General features: G+C 44.3%; 15 protein-coding genes. 9 read left to right on the top strand and 6 right to left on the bottom strand.

What is annotated here, in order from left to right; all coding sequences use genetic code 11:
* Positions 1-169 precede the first annotated feature (169 nt).
* Entirely contained in the window at positions 170-1,804 is a 1,635-nt protein-coding gene (locus ABR189_RS07840) for a hypothetical protein (protein WP_354659916.1), read from the top strand.
* Positions 1,805-1,846: 42 nt separating this feature from the next.
* Positions 1,847-2,776, top strand: a complete 930-nt coding sequence (locus tag ABR189_RS07835; RefSeq protein WP_354659915.1) for an EamA family transporter — start codon at positions 1,847-1,849, stop codon at positions 2,774-2,776.
* Between the two features lie 7 nt (positions 2,777-2,783).
* Here ABR189_RS07835 and nfi read toward each other — a convergent pair whose 3' ends face one another.
* From nfi to ABR189_RS07815, 4 genes are read right to left on the bottom strand one after another with little or no spacing between them, the layout of a single operon-like run.
* Positions 2,784-3,476, bottom strand: a complete 693-nt coding sequence (gene nfi, locus ABR189_RS07830) for a deoxyribonuclease V (protein ID WP_354659914.1) — start codon at positions 3,474-3,476, stop codon at positions 2,784-2,786.
* Positions 3,476-3,793, bottom strand: a complete 318-nt coding sequence (locus tag ABR189_RS07825) for a DUF6496 domain-containing protein (RefSeq protein ID WP_354659913.1) — start codon at positions 3,791-3,793, stop codon at positions 3,476-3,478. Before ABR189_RS07825 ends, nfi begins: the two co-directional genes overlap by 1 nt.
* A 52-nt stretch (positions 3,794-3,845) precedes the next feature.
* Positions 3,846-5,060 carry a DUF763 domain-containing protein gene (locus ABR189_RS07820; RefSeq protein WP_354659912.1) on the bottom strand — a complete coding sequence of 405 codons (1,215 nt, stop codon included), beginning with the start codon at positions 5,058-5,060 and terminating at the stop codon, positions 3,846-3,848.
* Between the two features lie 32 nt (positions 5,061-5,092).
* A complete protein-coding gene (locus tag ABR189_RS07815) occupies positions 5,093-5,758 on the bottom strand; it encodes an MgtC/SapB family protein (RefSeq protein WP_354659911.1) in 666 nt (221 codons plus the stop codon).
* A 102-nt stretch (positions 5,759-5,860) separates the two neighbouring features.
* Between ABR189_RS07815 and ABR189_RS07810 the strand changes: the two genes are divergently transcribed.
* From ABR189_RS07810 to ABR189_RS07800, 3 genes are all read left to right on the top strand, one after another.
* Positions 5,861-6,097, top strand: a complete 237-nt coding sequence (locus tag ABR189_RS07810; RefSeq protein WP_354659910.1) for a hypothetical protein — start codon at positions 5,861-5,863, stop codon at positions 6,095-6,097.
* Positions 6,098-6,247: 150 nt separating this feature from the next.
* Complete coding sequence (locus ABR189_RS07805; RefSeq protein WP_354659909.1) at positions 6,248-6,538, top strand: hypothetical protein; 291 nt, start codon at positions 6,248-6,250, stop codon at positions 6,536-6,538.
* Between the two features lie 326 nt (positions 6,539-6,864).
* Entirely contained in the window at positions 6,865-8,628 is a 1,764-nt protein-coding gene (locus tag ABR189_RS07800) for an ABC transporter ATP-binding protein (protein WP_354659908.1), read from the top strand.
* Positions 8,629-8,646: 18 nt separating this feature from the next.
* Here ABR189_RS07800 and ABR189_RS07795 read toward each other — a convergent pair whose 3' ends face one another.
* On the bottom strand, positions 8,647-9,126 hold the full coding sequence (locus ABR189_RS07795) for an acyl-CoA thioesterase (RefSeq protein ID WP_354659907.1): 480 nt from the start codon (positions 9,124-9,126) through the stop codon (positions 8,647-8,649).
* Positions 9,127-9,194: 68 nt separating this feature from the next.
* Positions 9,195-11,684 (bottom strand): TonB-dependent receptor, encoded by a 2,490-nt coding sequence (locus ABR189_RS07790; RefSeq protein WP_354659906.1) that lies wholly within the window; start codon positions 11,682-11,684, stop codon positions 9,195-9,197.
* Between the two features lie 363 nt (positions 11,685-12,047).
* On the opposite strand from ABR189_RS07790, the gene ABR189_RS07785 reads away from it, so the two are divergent.
* From ABR189_RS07785 to ABR189_RS07770, 4 genes are all read left to right on the top strand, one after another.
* A complete protein-coding gene (locus tag ABR189_RS07785; RefSeq protein WP_354659905.1) occupies positions 12,048-12,809 on the top strand; it encodes a DUF695 domain-containing protein in 762 nt (253 codons plus the stop codon).
* A gap of 177 nt (positions 12,810-12,986) precedes the next feature.
* Positions 12,987-13,148, top strand: coding sequence for a DUF1328 family protein (locus ABR189_RS07780; protein WP_354659904.1), 162 nt, complete (start codon positions 12,987-12,989; stop codon positions 13,146-13,148).
* Between the two features lie 279 nt (positions 13,149-13,427).
* Positions 13,428-15,071 (top strand): LVIVD repeat-containing protein, encoded by a 1,644-nt coding sequence (locus ABR189_RS07775; RefSeq protein ID WP_354659903.1) that lies wholly within the window; start codon positions 13,428-13,430, stop codon positions 15,069-15,071.
* Between the two features lie 296 nt (positions 15,072-15,367).
* Positions 15,368-17,257, top strand: coding sequence for a BamA/TamA family outer membrane protein (locus ABR189_RS07770; RefSeq protein ID WP_354659902.1), 1,890 nt, complete (start codon positions 15,368-15,370; stop codon positions 17,255-17,257).
* The last annotated feature ends 14 nt before the right edge of the window (positions 17,258-17,271 follow it).

Genomic DNA, 17,271 nt, shown 5'->3' with positions numbered 1-17,271 from the left:
TAAGTTGACGCAACAAGTTACACTTACTGCTTTAAATTAAGAAAAAATAATAAGGTTATACTGCACAGTTATAGTTTATTAAATTATTTTTGGTGCCTGGAACAGGATAAAGATATCCGTTTTTTGTTAATCAAGATATTACTCATCAGCACATATTTAAATTACCTACATGCCATTTTTATCCCTGAAACAACAGAAATATACGCTTGCAGAGCTATTTATTATTGTTGGATTGGCTATAGTGCCACTGTTTGTAACGTTTCCGTATCGCGTAAACATTTTCCTTTCCTGGGAAGGCGCTTATCGTTTATCCTCAGGCGAGGTACCCTTTAAAGATTTTGGCTCCCCGCTGGGATATGGTTTCTGGATCATCCCGGCCTTGTTTTTTAAATTGTTTGGCCCACATCTGATTTCCCTGGTAAAAGCACAGGTGCTGATCAATATCATGGGCGGGTTGGCTTTCCGGTCTATCCTGAAAAGCCTGGGGGTAACCCCGCAGATCAGATTTTTGTCTGTCCTGGTATTTGTGTTATCCTATTCTTATTCCAACTTCTGGCCCTGGTATAATCATACGGTTATTATTTATGAGCTGATAGGATTGAGCTTTCTGTTGCGCTATCAACTCACCAGCACGGGCAAAATGCGCTTTGTATACCTTACGCTGGCCGCCCTGTTCACCTTCCTTTCCTTATTTACCAAGCAGGACGGAGGCGGTATGGCCTTACTTGTATGCCTGGCCTTATTAGGGTATAGCACCCTGCTGGAAAAGAAATGGTGGGAAATTCCCCTGTTCCTGGGAATCTATGGATTAGTTGCAGTATTGTTTATTGCCCCTTTAATGCCTGGCTTTGCGTATTGGTTCAATCATGGACAGGCTCCACATAATTCCCGGTTATCGCCTAATGACTTCATTTCAGAAATCATGGGTAGCTCTCAGTGGATCAAGGTATACTTTTTGCTGATTGTCATTTGTCTGCTGCCGGCCTTTTCCCATTTTAAATCCTATTGGCACAATAAGCAGCAGATGCTTTTTATCCTGCTTACCTTAGGGATACTGACAGAAGCGGCTCTTTTCCAGGTCACCAGTTATACTCCTCCGGATAACAATATTTTCTTCCATAGTTTTGCATTTGCCTTTATCGTATCACAGCTGAATGTACAGCTGCATTTAAAGCTGGAGCAATGGAAGCCTGTACTAGTCGCCACAGTACTGGTACTTTTCTGGTGGTCCGGCGTGTATTGGAAATACTTCGACCGGGTATTGTCCAGGGTTAATCCTGAAGCCACCGCACATGCCAATATCAGCGCTACCGGAGAGAATGTAGTATCCCGGAACAATTATATGGTGAATACAGATACTACAGACGTACCTACTTCCAAATGGATCTTTTCCAGCTTACCGGAATTCAGGAAGATCTATATGCCACCATCCACGGTGGAAGGCATAGACCGGATCATGGCTTTACCCGTAGTAAAAGAAAAGAAAGGCGATATTAAGGTATTGAATATGACAGAGTTAACGCCACTCGCGCATGCCATGCCATATAAAACAGAAACAGGGCCTGATTTCCCGTTATGGTATCATTTGGGGGTGGGGATGTTTAACCAGCAGCTGGCCGCTTTTACACAAAAAGTGCAGCAACAGCATTATGACCTGATCCTGTATGAATACGCACCTACTTTAAATAATTTCTTCCCGTTTGCCTTGCAAAAAGAATTAAAGCAGCATTACAAACAGGTGGATACCTTCCTGGCACCACGCAGGCCTACCAATGCGATTATTGAAGTGTATGTAAAACCGTAGACAGGAAAACAGCGATGTTCAGGAGGAAGATTAATCAGACACATGAAAACGGAAACCGGTGGTTCACACCCCAATAAAGTAAAATTATTTGCATGCCTCGGTGCTGTATACATTATATGGGGCTCCACCTTTCTGGGCATGAAGATCGCCACAGAAAAGGTGCCCCCGTTTCTGGTATCCGGGTTACGTTTTTTGCTGGCCGGAAGTATCCTGTTGATGATAGGCCGGTTAAAGGAAAAAGTATGGCCAGCACCCCGGCAGTTGCTTTCCGCTATCCTGGTAGGAGCGTTGCTGATAGGTATAGGCAACAGTGCAGTAGCGCTGGCCGTGCGCTATATGCCTTCCGGGCTGGTAGCCCTGATTGTAGCTGCATTACCCGCCTGGTTTATTGGGTTGGACTGGGCTTTTTTCAGTAAAAAGCGGCCGGCAGCGCTTACTTTGTCAGGTATCTTTGTTGGCTTTGTAGGTTTGTTCTTCCTGTTCAATCCTTTTTCAGAGGATACCGTACGGGACTATCCGTTATGGCCTATCATCATTGTGGTAGCCGGTTCCGTGAGCTGGGCATTTGGCTCCCTGCTGGTACAACGGCTGCCTATGCCTACCCAGATTACCTCTACCGCCATTCAAATGTTATCCGGCGCTGTATTATCCTTATTACTCAGTGCTATATTTGAACAAAAGTGGGCTTCCGTTTTTGAGATAACGCCGGTTACGCTCTCCGCTTATTTTTACCTGGTGTTCCTGGGATCGCTGGTAGGCTTTACCTCCTACAGCTGGCTGGCCAAAAATGCACCTACCAGGTTAACGGCCACCTATGCATATGTAAACCCGGTAGTAGCCTTATTCCTTGGGTGGCTGGTGGGCAAGGAAAACCTTACCCTGCATGCCGTTATCGCATCCGGGATTGTGGTAGCCGGTGTAGTGCTGATGACAATGGGAAAACAGACCGGATTGCAGAACGATCAGATCTAATTACCTGCTAAAGAGTATTTACGCATCCTTCGGGTAAAGTCCCTTCCCGGAAATGATTGACAGCATTATGCGCCAGGCGGGTAGGCTCGGGTAAGCGATAATTGCCGATACACTGTGTTATCAGCGACAAACTACCAGGTACATCCATTTTATAACCGGGAGAAACAAAAACTGGTTTCACATTGGGTTTCGTACGCAAAACAGCGCCAATCATCACCCCTTTATTGAGCAAAGGAGAAAAATCCCCCCGCTGCTCACCAGGTTCATCATACTTACCAAACAGAAGTTTCTTGGCACAACCAATAGCCGGTTGTCCTGTTAGCACCCCAAAATGTGCAGCAATACCTAATCCCCTTGGATGTGCAATACCATGCCCGTCTACTACCAGTACATCCGGCTTTACCTTCAGTAGTTTCCAGGCTTCCAGCAATGCCGGCACTTCCCGGAATGCCAGGTATCCCGGCACATAGGGAAACGTCACTTCTTTTTTTACCAGGCAGTAAGCTACGGGCTGTAATTCCGGAAATTTCAACACTACAATGCCGGCATATACAGTGGTGCTGTTTTTATTAAATGAAATATCTGCACCGGCAACCGTATTGATGGGGAAATCAGGTGCCTGTATCAACACTTTACTGCGTAATTCCTGCTGCAGGGCAGTGGCTTCCGGAATGGTAATCTGATTATAATCCTGCGTCATCAGGCTGTTGTTTTTTTAGCCGTGGCCTTTTTTCTTGTACCTTTTTTAGCGGCCGCCTTCTTAGGCGCTGCTTTTTTAGTAGTTGTCTTTTTTGTTGCAGCCTTTTTAGCAGCTGCTTTCCTGGGTGTTGCTTTTTTGCTGCTTTCCTTTTTCTCCGGAACCTTATAACCCTTTTCCCTTGCTTCTGATAAAGCAATTGCAATCGCCTGTTTACGGCTCTTTACCTTTGCACCACTGCCGCTGCGCAATGTGCCTTTCTTTTCGCGGTGCATGGTTTTTTCTACCTGTTCTTGTGCTTTTTTGGAATAACGTGCCATAACAAATAGGTTTTACCTACCTGGTCCAAAAAACAGGCCATTCCACAATTTGTTATTCAAACAAATCCAGTTGCCGGCCATTTCCTTTCCTGCCGGGAGGCTGCGCTTTCCCCATTACGGTACGCCCGCCATATTTCCAGGAATTATCACGTTCCCGTTCAATCACCTTGTCGAAATTGGTGTTAGGCTCAAAGTCTTTTTCTACCTGTTGCGCCAACACCGACAATTTCCGGATAGCCTCCTGCTTATCAGTATTCCCGATTTTAGCACGTTCGAGGGAATCCCGTAACACACGGATCGTTTCATCATAGACCCTTGTGGGCACAGGAAACGGGTGACCATCTTTTCCGCCATGCGCAAAAGAGAAGCGGGCAGGGTCTTCAAAACGGGAGGAGGTACCATGGATTACTTCACTGACCAGAGTTAAGGACTGAATTGCCCTGGGGCCAACACCTTCCAGCAATAAAAGGGATTCAAAATCGGCTAGTCCGCGTTCGTGCGCCACTGCGAGGATGCTACCCAGCCTTTTCAGATTAACATCGGTGGCCCTTACCTCATGATGGGAAGGCATTACAAGTTTACGCACTTCCGGCAACAGGAAGGAGGGTTGTTCTTTTAACAATTGCAGCATGCCCGCCTTCGTAGTAGCGGCAGTTTTATCTGTAAGATTCAGAATGAGGCCCTGGTTATGACCATAGATAAAAGTATGTGGTACTTCTGTAAAAGAGCGGAGTGTAGCAGAATGCCAGTGGTAGCGCCTTGCCATTCCATTTGCATCATTCATCCCTTGCTGCACCACTGCCCATTCACCCGTATCCGTTACAATAAAAGAATGCAGGTATAATTGAAATCCATCCTGAACAGCTGTATTATCTACTTTAGCCGCCAGTTTGCTACATCTTACCAGTTCATGTCCCGGTAATCCGGTTTTGTCCGCCATTACCAGCAGTTCGGCAGGCGTTTGACGGGAATGTTTTCCCTTTCCGCCACAAATGTAAATACCCAGTTCTTTGGCTTTGGGATTCACTGCTTTTTTCAATGCTCCCATTACGCTGGTAGTAATACCGGAAGAATGCCAGTCCATTCCCATTACACATCCTAATGCCTGGAACCAGAAAGGATCACTTAAACGGCGTACTACTTCTGCCTTGCCATAATCTGCTATAATAGCTTCCACAATAGCGCCTCCTAGTAAGCTCATGCGCTGTGCCAGCCAGGGCGGGACTGCACCATAGTGCAAAGGCAGATCTGCATATCCTCTACTCATGTCTCAACAGTTTAAATAATGTCTACCTCATATTACAAAGGATTAGACTGTATTTCCAATTCCCTGATATCTTTGTTATCATACAAAAAGCTGTCCAGTAGATTCAGGTTTTTCTGGGTACCCCGGGCTGCATATTTTTCCTGTACCATCCCATCTTTTCTTTCTACCGCTTCCCGGATAAACTTCAGTTTATGGCTATTAAAAATGCCCGGCATATCAATACATGGTTCCTTATCCATATCATATTTTACGGCATAGAAACGGCGGTCATTGATGCGAGGTATATATGCTTCCACATATTCCAGCACAGTTAATATCAGCAGGGAGCCCAGGAGCGCGAATCCAGCCAGCCAGTATTCGCTCATACCAATGGCCATACCCAAAGCGGCTGCAATCCATATCGTGGCCGCGGTAGTAATACCATCAATAGTAAAATTGCCTTTAAAAATAACCCCTGCACCAATGAAACCAACCCCGGTAAGAATATTGGAGGCAACGCGATCGGGGCTGTTGGGGTATCCCAGTTCTGCCGAAAGGATAGTAAACAGGGTACAGCTTACACAAATCAGGGTGATGGTGCGCATGCCAGCCGTTTTGCGTTTATATTCCCTTTCCAGCCCCAGAATAGCACCCATTGCCAGGGCCACACCCACTTTCAATAACTGATCTTCTTTTATTACAGTAAGCAGCTGCTCCATGGTTTTAACAAATTGTATGCATTACAAATGTACGTGTTGGCACAATTCTTTCCCTATTCCTGATGACCATACTTTATTAATCTACCTTTTAAAAAGAATGTTATGAAAGTACAAGCAAACGTTCAACAGCAAATGCCCCTGCATCTTTACTTATATAAACTGTGTATTACCCTTTGTGTAGCAGGGATACTCAGCCTCTTTCTGTTTGCCTGCGACGGCGCTAAAAACAGTACCAGCAACACAGATACCAGTGGTGTGATGCAAAATACCGATACAGCAGCTACCATGCCTGCTGATACAGCTATGCAACGTGACACGACCACCATGCCGGTTCAATAATTAGTTTACGCTAAGAAGCAGCCTCATACAGCTATACTACTCTGATAGTATTAGCCCCGTATTGTGGCAGGAGTGATACTAATTGTAGAAATAGCACCCTTGTACGAAGAATACAGGGAGTAGTTTTTTTTGACCTATAAATCGATGATGATGAAACCATTAACAAACGGACAACCGATGCACAGCAGCAAAATATGGAAAGCTTTGCTGATTACAGGCTTTTGTGGCACCCTGCTAATGGCCTGTGGAAACGGCGGACAAAAAACAACGGAAGATTCAATTCCACCCACTAATAGTATGGATACCGCCATGATGACACCAGACACTGCACCCGGCGCAGAAATGCCGCCAGGAGCAATTAATCCGGGAGAAGATTCTTCCCGTTATGGTACTGGTACAGCAGACTCCTCCAAGAACAGGAGCGGCAACGGTGGAAAATAACAGCGTATTCTCCACATAAAATATGTGGTAATGGCATTTGCCATTCATGGGGCTGGTCAAAAGCCTGTTTTGCTTTGACCAGCCCCATGTATTTTTGCCTGCTTTACAAGCCTGTTTGATTACTCACTACCTAAGTACAAAACTGCTATATTTGCTGCGGAAATAAAATATTTCCCTTTTCCATCCGTCTACTACTTATGGTCAACACCAGTACAGGTTAAGCGGATGTTTCACTTCGTAACCTATGACTGCGCAAAGTTACCGGCCTATACGCCTGCCATTACCCGGCACGCAGGAGGCACTCATGAACAAACCTGGTAATATACATGGAAAACGAAGCATCAAAGAAAGGCCTGCAGGCAGGATCATTAAAAAAAACACTCCGGCTCTTTAAATATGTAAAACCTTATTGGCTAGAATTCAGTATCGGCCTGCTCTTCCTCCTTATCTCCAGTTTGGCAGGACTGGCATTTCCCAAGTTATTGGGGCAACTCGTAGACGCAGGTACCCAGGGACATCTGACAGAAAGCATTAACCGGGCCGGTTTATTGCTGGTGGGCGTATTGGTAGCCCAAGCTGTCTTTTCCTTTTTCAGGATCATGCTGTTTGTAAATGTGACAGAGAAAACACTGGCAGCGCTGCGTCAGCATATCTACAACCACCTGATCCGGCTTCCCATGAAATTCTTCCTGCAGCGGCGGGTAGGAGAGCTGAGCAGCCGCATTTCTTCAGACATTTCCCTACTGCAGGAAACGTTTACCACCACTATTGCAGAATTTATACGACAGGTTATTATTATAGTGGGCGGTGTAATTCTGCTGATGAGCACCTCTTTCAAGCTAACTGTATTTATGCTGGCAGTATTGCCGGTGATTGTTATAGTGGCCATATTCTTTGGGAAGTTCATCCGTCGCTTTTCTAAAGAAGTACAGGAACAGGTAGCCGCTTCCAATACCATTGTAGAAGAAACCCTGCAGGGCATATTAAATGTAAAAGCCTTTGCCAATGAGTTTTTCGAGATGAAGCGTTATCGTCAGAAAACCGATGCTGCCGCACGTACCGGCATGAAAGGCGGTAAATACAGAGGTGCTTTTTCTTCCTTTATCATCCTCGGGATTTTTGGCGCCCTGGTAGCTGTCATCTGGAGAGGTGCTGCCATGGGATTACCTACCGGCCTGCTCTTTTCATTTGTATTGTATTCTGCTTTTATTGGTGCTTCTATTGCCGGCCTGGCAGAAGTGTATTCCAATCTCCAAAAAAGTATTGGCGCTACAGAACACCTGCTGGAAATCCTGGATGAACCGGCAGAACCGATAGAAGAACAAACAGCAATAGCACCCGCACATTTTCTCCACGGGCAAATAGACTTTAAAAATGTGTCTTTTCATTATCCCTCCCGGGAAGATATTCATGTACTGAAGGAAATCTCTTTCAGTGTGGCTGCTGATCAGCAAATAGCCCTGGTAGGTCCAAGCGGTGCGGGGAAAAGCACAATTGTGTCCCTATTGTTGAGACTGTATAACCCTACTCATGGCAGTATCCTCTTTGATGGAAAAGCGGCTACCTCCTTTCCCTTATCTGCATTGCGCAGCCAGATGGCCGTGGTACCACAGGATGTATTTCTTTTTGGAGGTACAATCCGGGAAAATATTGCTTATGGCAAACCCGGTGCTACAGATGAAGAAATTATACATGCCGCCAAACAGGCCAATGCCTGGGAATTCATTGAACGGATACCACAGGGACTGGATACCATAGTAGGAGAGCGGGGCATTCAGCTTTCCGGAGGGCAGCGCCAACGCATCGCCATTGCCAGGGCCGTATTGAAAAATCCCAGGATATTAATTTTAGATGAAGCCACTTCAGCCCTGGACTCTGAATCGGAAAGGCTGGTACAGGATGCACTGGAGAAACTAATGGAAGGGCGTACTTCTATTGTCATCGCCCACCGGCTTTCCACCGTAAGACAGGCAGATAAGATCATTGTACTGGATCAGGGACATATCGTAGAACAAGGCACCCACCACGAATTAATCCGGGTAAACGGCGGGCTTTACAGGAATCTGAGTGAGATGCAGTATACGAGTTGAAAAATAGCTCGCAGCTATTTAAAGATATGGTTTCATTTCCTCTTCAATATCTTTACGCAGAGCCATCAGCTTTTGGGCATATCCTTCCATGCCTATATCTTCCGGAGTACTGGGTATCCATTTAGGGACAGGTATTGTTTTACCATTGGTATCTACAGCTGCAAACACCATGATACAGTGGGTGGTCTTTTCTCTTTCCTGCTGGCGGGGATTACCTGCAAAAACATTGATTGCAATATGCATGCTGGTATGGCCGGTATAAATGATGGCAGCATTTATTTCTATAAGGTCACCAATAGCGATGGGCTTATAAAAACGGATTCCACCCACATAAACGGTTACACAGTATTGTCCACTCCAGTTGGCTGCGCAGGTATAACCGGCCTGGTCTATCCATTTCATCACAGCACCTCCGTGTACTTTGCCACCAAAGTTTACATCAACAGGTTCTGCAAGAAAGCGGAGTGTAATGGTACGTCTGGTATCCGGTGTATTCATAGCAAAAAATATGATTCCTGCAAACTACCACTTTTAACTTAAAAAGTCAGCAGTAGCAAAAAGCGCTATTAAAATCCTTCTCCGTTCATGTCCTGCGTGGTATTTTCCTTATCGCCTTTCGTTTTCCGTTTGAACAGATGGGTATCCATTTTACCAAAACGCCAGGTGGCATTTACCCTTAGTTCGCGGGTAGCTCTTTTGCGGTACATTTCCTGTTCTGCAAAAGCAGTGTTGGTATAGCTGAGATCTCTTTCTGTATTGAAGATATCATTGATACCCAGGGAAACAGAGAGGGCTTTATTTTTAAGAAAATCTTTCTTAATGGCAGCATCTACCGAATATTCTGCTGCTTTTTCGCCCTGTGGCAATATCCGTTTGGAGTCATACTTACCCGTTACCTGGAAAGTAGTATTCCAGGGCAGGCGGGTATTGCTGTTGACCTTACCAAACCAGGTAAAACCCTGGTTAGTGAGATTATCTGCCAGATTTTTCGCATCTACCTTTGTTTGTGCAAGATTCAAATTGGTAGTAATATCCCATCCGGTGGTAATCTGATTCCTGATAGTAAATTCGGCCCCATAGGAGTTACGGGTAGCCGCATTAACCGGATAGCGCAATAGTACCCGTTGTGCCTGCTCATTAATCACAAGGGTTGTATCCACGTAAAAATCGGTGATCGCATTATTGGTATTCCGGAAATATACAGACACCAGTACATTATGCTTGCGATTAAAATCTTTCAGGTAAGATAGTTCAAATGAGTTGGTGAATTCCGGTTTCAGATCAGGATTCCCCCGGCTGGCACTCTGTGCGTTATATTCAATGTTAGGCAGCAGGTCGCGGAACCAGGGACGGCGGATACGGCGGCTATAATTCAGTTGCAGTTCATGATCACCTGTTAATTTCTGTGACAGGAATATGCTGGGGAAAAGGCTGATGGGATAATCGATTTTATAGCTACCATCTTTTACACTTTTCATTTCGCCGCTGTAAAAAGATTGTTCCCCTCTCAAACCTACCTGGTAACCGAAGTTCTTTTTACTGCCGGTAAAGCTTACATAAGCAGCATTTACCATCTCCTTATAATGATAATTATTGGAGAGGGCAGAATCCAGTACAAAATTACCGGAAGTATAATCCTTGCCAAAGGTATTCAGCAGATTATCAAACTGTCGGGAGGTAGCACGTAATCCCATTTCAAGTTTGGCCGTTTCCGTGATAGGGTTGACATAATCCAGCTGCCCGGTTAAATAGGTGGTAGTCCCATTACCGGTACCATACCGCTGTTCGGGCCTTCTTGGATTGTCCGTGGCCACATGCTCAGGAGTAAAGTACTGCAAGGAATAATCACTGCTGTTTTTACTCGTAGCACGGTTATACGTGAAATCTGCCGTCAGTTCCTTACCCGTTTTTTCATACGTATGTTTATAGCCTAATTGGGTAGTATAGTTACGGAAGCTGTTTTTGCTGTTGTCAATACCAGTACCATAGCGTACCAGTTGCTGGTGAATATCCTGATCATTCAGGGTTTGATTATTGGTTCTGTCGAAATTGCCACCCACTATTGATTCAGAGAGGCTGATAGTGTTACGGTTATCAATAAACCAATCAAAACCGATACGTCCGGTCTGAAACTTCCGGTAAAAATCACCGTTCTGCAATTGTTCCAGGTAATTCGTAGTATCCCCCAGGATGTTTTTCCTGAACAGGCGGCTGTTAGTAGGGGATTTTCTGTCACGGATGCTGTAGTTAGCGAAGAAGTTAAACTTATCCTGCCGTATATTCAGGTCTGCACCACCATTGATGCTTCCAAGGGTGGAAATACCCGCACTGACCATTCCATTGATACCGGCCCTTTTGTTTTTCTTCAATACGATATTCAGGATACCACTCATTCCTTCCGCGTCATACTTGGCAGAGGGGTTCGTCACCACTTCCACAGATGCAATCGCATCTGCCGGGATCTGATCCATCGTGAGGGTAGAAGGGCGGCCATCGATAAATATAGTAGGCGCACCATTTCGCACCGTTACATTACCATCGATATCTACGTTCACAGAAGGTACCTGTTTCAAAACATCTGTAGCGGTACCTCCAATGCTGGCCAGGTTTTTATCGACATTAAACACACGCTTGTCAATGGCCATGGTGAAAGCAGGCTTTTCGCCTACTACTTCTACCGCCGCCAGTGATTTAACATTTGGATTCAGCTTGATATTACCCAGATCATGTACAATATTTTTGGCCGTAACAGCAGTTGACTTAAATATAGTGGTATACCCAATAAAATTAATCCGGAGCAAATAAGGGCCCTGTGGCACATTTTCAAAGCGGAAATCTCCATTTGTTTTGGACAGCATACCGGTAACCAGACTGGAATCGGCTACTCTCAGGAGCGCTACAGAAGCATATTCTACCGGCTTCCCGCTTTGTGCATCCAACAATTTACCATAAAGCACACCTGCTTCACCGGATTTATTCCTTTCCTGATTTTGTGCATATACCTGTCCCTGGATAATCAACATTATTCCTATCAGCAACATTACAACATACCGCATATTTACCATTTTACTTTGCATTCCACTAACAAATCAACAGTAAAAGTAACAGTTATTCAAAAACAGGGGACACTTAATGGATGAAAGGAATATTAGGTCCTTCATTTCATGCACTAGCGCTGGAATATATTACAGTAAAATGCTTACCCATATTGTGTTACACTCGTTACGTTCTTGTTTTTCCACTTGTGTTAAATAGTGTTAAACAAGTCATTAACGGCAGACATTCCTAATTTTCCCTTAATATAAATTGATGGAAAAAACTAGTAAAAAAATGCGTTGATATTGGCTTAAGATTTTTACCAATCGCATAGAGCTACGTATCTTTACAGTCAACTTTTGCCTGAATTTAATTGAATATATATGCATAAAGATTACCGGCCGGACTGGGATATTTATACCTGTCACATTGAAGATGGTCCTGCTGTAATAGGTCTTGATCTTGATCTGAGGCGTTTTGCGCCCCTGAAAGAAAAGCCCAATGCCGTATACATATCCGTGTACCTGAACAACCCCAGAGAAGATGGTTTTCCACGGGGGGATGAATTTGCTTTAATGGGAGAAATTGAAGATAGCCTGGTAGAAAATCTCCAATCCAAACTCAATGCACATTTCGTAGGGCGGACTTTTTCAAATGGAGTAAGGGATTTTTATTTTTATGCTGGCAATACGCTGCTGCATGATAAATTCATAGCCGATACCATGATCAACTTTCCCGATTACAGGTATGATTACGGGGTAAAAGAGGATAAGAACTGGGAATTATATTTTGATTTCCTGTTTCCGGATGTATACGAGTTTCAACGTATTCAAAACCGGAAAGTACTACGTACACTGCAGAAGCATGGGGATATTAAAGAAAAAGAACGCCCGATAGACCATTGGATCAATTTCCGCAATGAGGCTGATAAAGCCCTGTACTGGGAGCGGATCAAGGACATCGGATTTAAAATAGAAGAAGATAGTAAAACATCTGACCCCGAATTTCCGGTAAAATTGCATATTTCCCGTGTAGACAAAGCTGACGAGCCTAATATTAATGAGGTGGTCATGACGTTATGGGAGCTGGCAAAAGAGTTGAATGCAAATTATGATGGCTGGGAAACCTGTATTGTAACAACCTAGACCCAAGGATGCCATAAGCGGGAATTACCCGATATGAGCAATAATTTCCACCTTTAGCTGCCCTTTCTGCCGTGTCAGTATATATTACAGCAGTTGGAATGATCCTTGTAAATATTTGGTTAACAATATTAAAAACTGTAACTTCTTACAGTATTGTTTAACCAAAAAACATCCACTATGTTACGTTATGCAGTCATCTTTTTCATTGTTGCTATCGTTGCTGCCATTTTCGGCTTTGGAGGGATAGCGGCAGGAGCAGCATCTATTGCTAAAATCCTTTTCTACATCTTTATTGTATTATTCCTGATCTCACTTATATCCGGCATGCTTAAAAGATAAATTATTATTATGACAGTTACCGGCATGGGCCTCACGACCCATGCCGGATGTATATAACTAAAATATTAATAAATCATCTTCCTGCTACATACCTAACCCTATGCAACCCATTCACTTTGAATCGTTATTGATCTGTTAATGTATGCCCTAGCTATTGAAAAAGGCGTACTTTTGCAGCGCAATTAACCCTTGCAATCATAAAAATTTAACCATCACCTAGCGAAAACCTTTACCAGTTATACTTATACAATTAATAATAACCGATACATACACACCGAAATGAAAAGAATCAGTTACACGCTTTTATCACTGAGCGTAGTGCTTGCATTTACCTCCTGTAGCAAAAAGGACACCTCATCAGTTAACAAAGATCCGCACCAGGTGGAAATAAACACCGATGCAACGGAGCTTACTAAACGAATTACCACCCAGGGCGAAGGCATAGGTGTGGTAAGCATTATGCCGGTAGACAACGCCGGAGGCAGAAGCAGCGCGGTTAGTGAGTCCAGTCTTAAATACCCCATGGAGCTGATTGCTGAAGTAGCTCCCCCCATGTATGAAGGACGTGCACTCCGTGCCACTCACGTAGATATCAATGGCAAATATGCTTATGTATCCTATAACAGGGAAGGCGAAGTATATCTGGGTGGTATCAATGTGTTTGATATCAGCGAGGTAACCACCCCCCGTTTAGTAGCAGAAGCGATATTTCCGAATACAGATATCAGTGCTGTTGTTTTTAATAATAACCGGCTTTATTTTTCAGGTGCTACCAGTATGGATCAGGATGCTACGCTGAAATCTCCGGGAATAGCAGGTTATATTGAGGTGGTAAATGGTATTCCTGCCAGCAACTATAAATATGCCAGCATACAGGGACAGGTAGCTACTGATATTGCCCTTGCTAATAATAAACTGTATGTTGCTTCCGGATCCACAGGAGGATTAACAATCCTTGACCCGGTATCCTTACAACAGGAGCAGTATATTGTATCTAAAGACCTGCGTGCAGTAGCTGCCAACAGCAATAAAGTAGCCACCCTCAGTGGTGAAACCGGCATTTATCTGTACGATCCTCAAACATTGGCACAACTGGCCAATATAACTACTCACCAGGATATTGCGGAGTCCAAACGTACGATTGACTTTAATAATAACTACCTCCTGGTAGCTGCGGGCAGGAAAGGAATTCAATATTACAACCTGGCCAACAACAGCCTGGCAGGCGAATTACCCTTACCGTCTACCGCCCCCTCCGGAACAGATATTAATGAATATGTGACTAATGCCGTGTCTGTAAACAATGGCCTGTTTCTGGCCGCCAATGGTGCTGCCGGGCTGTATGCCTGTAACGAAACCAGTTCACATGGGCTGGAGCTGCTTGGAGCTATTAACCTGGATGGATCCTCCAACTACGTGAAAATTAAGGATGATTACATCTTTGTAGCTACCGGTAAAGGTGGGTTAAAAATCATCAAGCTAACCCGGCCAGCAACTAACAACGGTTGCGATAACCTGCCTGCCTATACAGGTGATGCAAACCTGAATGTAAATTCCGGTCAAAAACTGTCTTACTCTGGTTCAGTAGCCTTACAGCATGTAAACGTAAATGCGTCTCTGTTCTATTGCGGATCCATGACCGTTCAGAATCACTGTAATATTAACAGTACCGGAAAATTCGAATTCCATGGAACACTCGCTATCGGTCAGTATGGTAAATCAAGCGGGCTGACCATTAACAACAATGCCTCCCTTGACATTGAAGGCGCACTGATTGTTTATGGCGACCTTACCCTGAACAACGGCGCCAAACTGAACTTTATTGGCAACGGCGCCAGTGTTACCATCTACGGAAAAGTAACAAAAGGGAATAATGTAACCATTACCGGTAATTATACGGATGCTTTCAATAAGCTCAAATAACGTACGCACATTTCCGATAAACAAAAAGCTCCGGTAATACCGGAGTTTTTTGTTTATCACCACCATTCTCCCCAAAGCCCCGCTGACAGTTTAACAAAACTTTTCCTGATAATACAATCCCCGTTTGCTAAACGTATTGAAATTTTTAATAGTTTAGGCCACAACTGTTACACTGTATTTACCGTTATAAGCGTGGTACGGTATAGAAATTGCAACATAACGTACCGGTATGCTGTAAATGCCAATAATTGTTACCTGAACCTTTGACGAAGCGATTTAAAATATTACTATACATTGTGGCAGCATGCTGGCTATTATTCCAGTACCATAGGGCACAGGCGAATGACCTGATGCCGTCCTCCGGCTATTACCAATACAAGCATGTCCCTGATACAGTACCTAAATACAGCAAGGGGCTTTTCAAAAGGATCAGTGAATACAGGGATTCGCTCAGAAATAAGGCCTATCGGGATTCGCTGATCAGGAAAGTGACCAGGCAGGATGTACTGGAACGGCCGGATGACAGCGCTATTATAAAAAGTGAGGCCTATTTCACCCCATTTTCAGGGAAAGTAATCCGGGATATTTACTACCGGCAGGTAAAAGTATTTGGTCCCAGTAATATCAATGACACCACTTTTACAACCAGTATGAAGCTGATTCATCTGGCCAACCGGCTGCACTTTGACTCCCGCAACTGGGTGATTAAACAATCCCTGTTCTTTAAGGAAAATGATACCCTGCAACCTTATGAGCTGGCAGACAATGAGCGTTATCTCCGTAACCGTCCTTTTTTACAGGATGCCAGGCTCTATATTATCAATGCAAGTGCTTCACCGGATTCTGTTGACATCCTTGTAGTAACAAAAGATGTATTTGAATATGGAGGAGATGTTGGTCAGCTTAGTCCTACCAATATAGATGGCAGGATATTTTCCAACAACTTGCTGGGAGCAGGACAGGGGCTACAACTTGGCTTTTCCTGGCGTACTGATTACAACCCAACTTTCCGGCCGGAAATTAAGTATACCAAATATAATATAGGCGGTTCCAATATAGATATCACCGCCGGCTATAGCGCACTCAATAACTATTTCCCCCTGGATACGAATGTTTATGAAGGCTCTTATTATATTACTTTTAGCCGTCCGCTTTACCGGGCTTCGTCCAGGTTTGTAGGAGGTTTGACCCTGGCCAGCAACTTTTCGATAAATGCCAGACAGGTACCGGATACAATTTACCGTGATTACAGGTATTCCGTAGTGGATGCCTGGGTGGGTTTTAACTTCTTTAATCAGTATAAACTGAAGAACCCCGCGTCCAAAAGACCCAATCTCGCGCTTTTGATACGTCATTATAACCTGGCCTTTCAGCAACAACCTACACAGAAGATCTATGAAAAAGACCCAGTATACAATGACCACCGGTATTATCTGGCGCAGCTGATCGCTTTCCGGCAGGACTTCTTTAAAGCCCGTCATTTCTTTGGTTTTGGCAGAACAGAGGATATTCCTCTTGGATACACGATATCTGCTTCGACCGGATGGGAAACGTGGACGGGGAGGAGGAGGATGTATTCGGCACTGGAAGCACAGAAGTTCTGGACAACAGACCGGCAGGCACTTATCAATGCTTCTTTAGGGCTCAGCAGTTTCTGGCAAAACAACTCATCTGAAGATGCTGTCATACATGCCCACGTGGAGTATTACAGCCGGTTATTCACATTTAAAAAGGCCAGACTGCGTCAGTTTGCTACTATCGACTACCTGGCCAATCCCAACAACTACTTTTACAAGAAGTTAAATATAAATATGGAAAATGGCGTCTGGGGATACCGTAATACGTTGCTTAACGGTTATCAAAGGCTCAATGTAAGAACAGAAACAGTGTATTACAGTCCACTCAAGCTACTGGGATTCAAGTTCAATTTCTTTTCTGCCTTACAGTTGTCGCAGATTACTTCCCAGAGCGACAATCTGCTTAACAACCCCTTGTATACCGGAATTGGGTTGGGTTTCAGAGTGCGTAACGAAAACCTATCTTTAAATACGTTGAAAGTATCCGGTAATTATTACCCCAATGCGCCTGCCCCCATGAAAGGCTTTTTATTTGAGGTAACCACTATTGTTGACTTCCGGTTTGATATATCTGCGCTGAAGGCCCCCAGCTTCCTCCAATTCTGGTAACCGCCGGCTGAAAG

Origin of the sequence: Chitinophaga sp. H8, assembly GCF_040567655.1 — a bacterium.
Classification (GTDB): Bacteria; Bacteroidota; Bacteroidia; order Chitinophagales; family Chitinophagaceae; genus Chitinophaga; species Chitinophaga defluvii.
The sequence above is the reverse complement of the archived record's forward strand: the minus strand, read 5'-3'. Positions and strand labels throughout refer to the sequence as shown.

Coding starts and splice junctions, on each gene's coding strand:
- ABR189_RS07840 (WP_354659916.1), top strand. CDS start 170: ATGCCATTTTTATCCCTGAAACAACAGAAATATACGCTTGCAGAGCTA.
- ABR189_RS07835 (WP_354659915.1), top strand. CDS start 1,847: ATGAAAACGGAAACCGGTGGTTCACACCCCAATAAAGTAAAATTATTT.
- nfi (WP_354659914.1), bottom strand. CDS start 3,476: ATGACGCAGGATTATAATCAGATTACCATTCCGGAAGCCACTGCCCTG.
- ABR189_RS07825 (WP_354659913.1), bottom strand. CDS start 3,793: ATGGCACGTTATTCCAAAAAAGCACAAGAACAGGTAGAAAAAACCATG.
- ABR189_RS07820 (WP_354659912.1), bottom strand. CDS start 5,060: ATGAGTAGAGGATATGCAGATCTGCCTTTGCACTATGGTGCAGTCCCG.
- ABR189_RS07815 (WP_354659911.1), bottom strand. CDS start 5,758: ATGGAGCAGCTGCTTACTGTAATAAAAGAAGATCAGTTATTGAAAGTG.
- ABR189_RS07810 (WP_354659910.1), top strand. CDS start 5,861: ATGAAAGTACAAGCAAACGTTCAACAGCAAATGCCCCTGCATCTTTAC.
- ABR189_RS07805 (WP_354659909.1), top strand. CDS start 6,248: ATGAAACCATTAACAAACGGACAACCGATGCACAGCAGCAAAATATGG.
- ABR189_RS07800 (WP_354659908.1), top strand. CDS start 6,865: ATGGAAAACGAAGCATCAAAGAAAGGCCTGCAGGCAGGATCATTAAAA.
- ABR189_RS07795 (WP_354659907.1), bottom strand. CDS start 9,126: ATGAATACACCGGATACCAGACGTACCATTACACTCCGCTTTCTTGCA.
- ABR189_RS07790 (WP_354659906.1), bottom strand. CDS start 11,684: ATGCGGTATGTTGTAATGTTGCTGATAGGAATAATGTTGATTATCCAG.
- ABR189_RS07785 (WP_354659905.1), top strand. CDS start 12,048: ATGCATAAAGATTACCGGCCGGACTGGGATATTTATACCTGTCACATT.
- ABR189_RS07780 (WP_354659904.1), top strand. CDS start 12,987: ATGTTACGTTATGCAGTCATCTTTTTCATTGTTGCTATCGTTGCTGCC.
- ABR189_RS07775 (WP_354659903.1), top strand. CDS start 13,428: ATGAAAAGAATCAGTTACACGCTTTTATCACTGAGCGTAGTGCTTGCA.